This window comes from Salinisphaera sp. G21_0 (genome assembly GCF_017744115.1).
GTDB lineage: Bacteria > Pseudomonadota > Gammaproteobacteria > Pseudomonadales > Endozoicomonadaceae > Endozoicomonas.
This window is the reverse complement of sequence record NZ_JAGHQW010000237.1, coordinates 1-634: the sequence shown is the minus strand read 5'-3', so window position 1 is coordinate 634 and position 634 is coordinate 1. Positions and strand designations below refer to the sequence as shown.

Below are 634 nucleotides of genomic sequence, written 5' to 3'. Positions count from 1 at the left end.
GCTGGCAGGAGGGCAAAGACGAGGACGTTAAGGGCAAACCGCTCGACCGGGCACTGGTCACCAATATTTCTTCCATGTGTCATGGCAAAGGCTTACCGAAAGATAAGGACGTGAAGGCCTTCCTGACCCTGCCCTGCTTGAAAGAGGGCTGGCAGGAGGGCAAAAACGAGGACGTTAAGGGCAAACCGCTCGACCGGGCACTGGTCACCAATATCTCCTCCATGTGTAATGGCAAAGGCTTACCGAAAGATAAGGACGTGAAGGCCTTCCTGACGCTGCCCTGCTTGAAAGAGGGCTGGCAGGAGGGCAAAGACGTGGACGTTAAGGGCAAACCGCTCGACCGGGCACTGGTCTCCAATATTTCCTCCATGTGTTCCTCTAAAGGCTTACCGAAAGATAAGGACGTGAAGGCCTTCCTGACGCTGCCCTGCTTGAAAGAGGGCTGGCTGGAGGGCAAAGACGAGGACGTTAAGGGCAAACCACTCGACCGGGCACTGGTCACCAATGTTTCCTCCATGTGTAATGGCAAAGGCTTACCGAAAGATCAGGACGTGAAGGCCTTCCTGACCCTGCCCTGCTTGAAAGAGGGCTGGCAGGAGGGCAAAGACGAGGTCGTTAAGGGCAAACCGCTCGA

Annotated in this window: 1 protein-coding gene; it reads left to right on the top strand. The window is 55.7% G+C overall.

Features of this window, described 5'->3' with window-relative positions; all coding sequences use genetic code 11:
• A partial coding sequence (locus J7439_RS25840) for a hypothetical protein (protein ID WP_209204924.1) occupies positions 1-634 on the top strand: 634 nt, incomplete at both ends.